Raw genomic sequence first — 321 nt, forward strand, 5'->3', positions numbered from 1 at the left:
GACTATTTTCACTTAATGATGCAGTTGATAATAAGACTGAATAGGAATGGACGCGCCAATACTAGAAGAATAAATCCAGTCCTTGCCTTCCAACTGAGCAAAGTCTTCTGCTTTTCCTGTTAGGATAATGCCTGCGAATTCTAGCTTATCAATCTCTTCTTGTTTGGTAAAGTCAGTGCCACCAAACTTATCGACAAAGGCCTGCAAGTCATCCACAGGTATGTCCAGATACTGCGCTCGTTTCTGATCTCCCGATTCTAAGAACTCTTTCATAAAGTCCATACCTGTCATATAGTCTCCAGGCATATCCGAAAAGACTAG

At 41.4% G+C, this 321-nt stretch carries 1 pseudogene; it reads right to left on the bottom strand.

What is annotated here, in order from left to right:
* Positions 1 to 12: 12 nt before the first annotated feature.
* Positions 13 to 321, bottom strand: a pseudogene (locus tag C1E99_RS12685) (anti sigma factor C-terminal domain-containing protein); the annotation flags it as partial.

Source organism: Streptococcus suis (genome assembly GCF_002964045.1).
GTDB lineage: Bacteria > Bacillota > Bacilli > Lactobacillales > Streptococcaceae > Streptococcus > Streptococcus suis_U.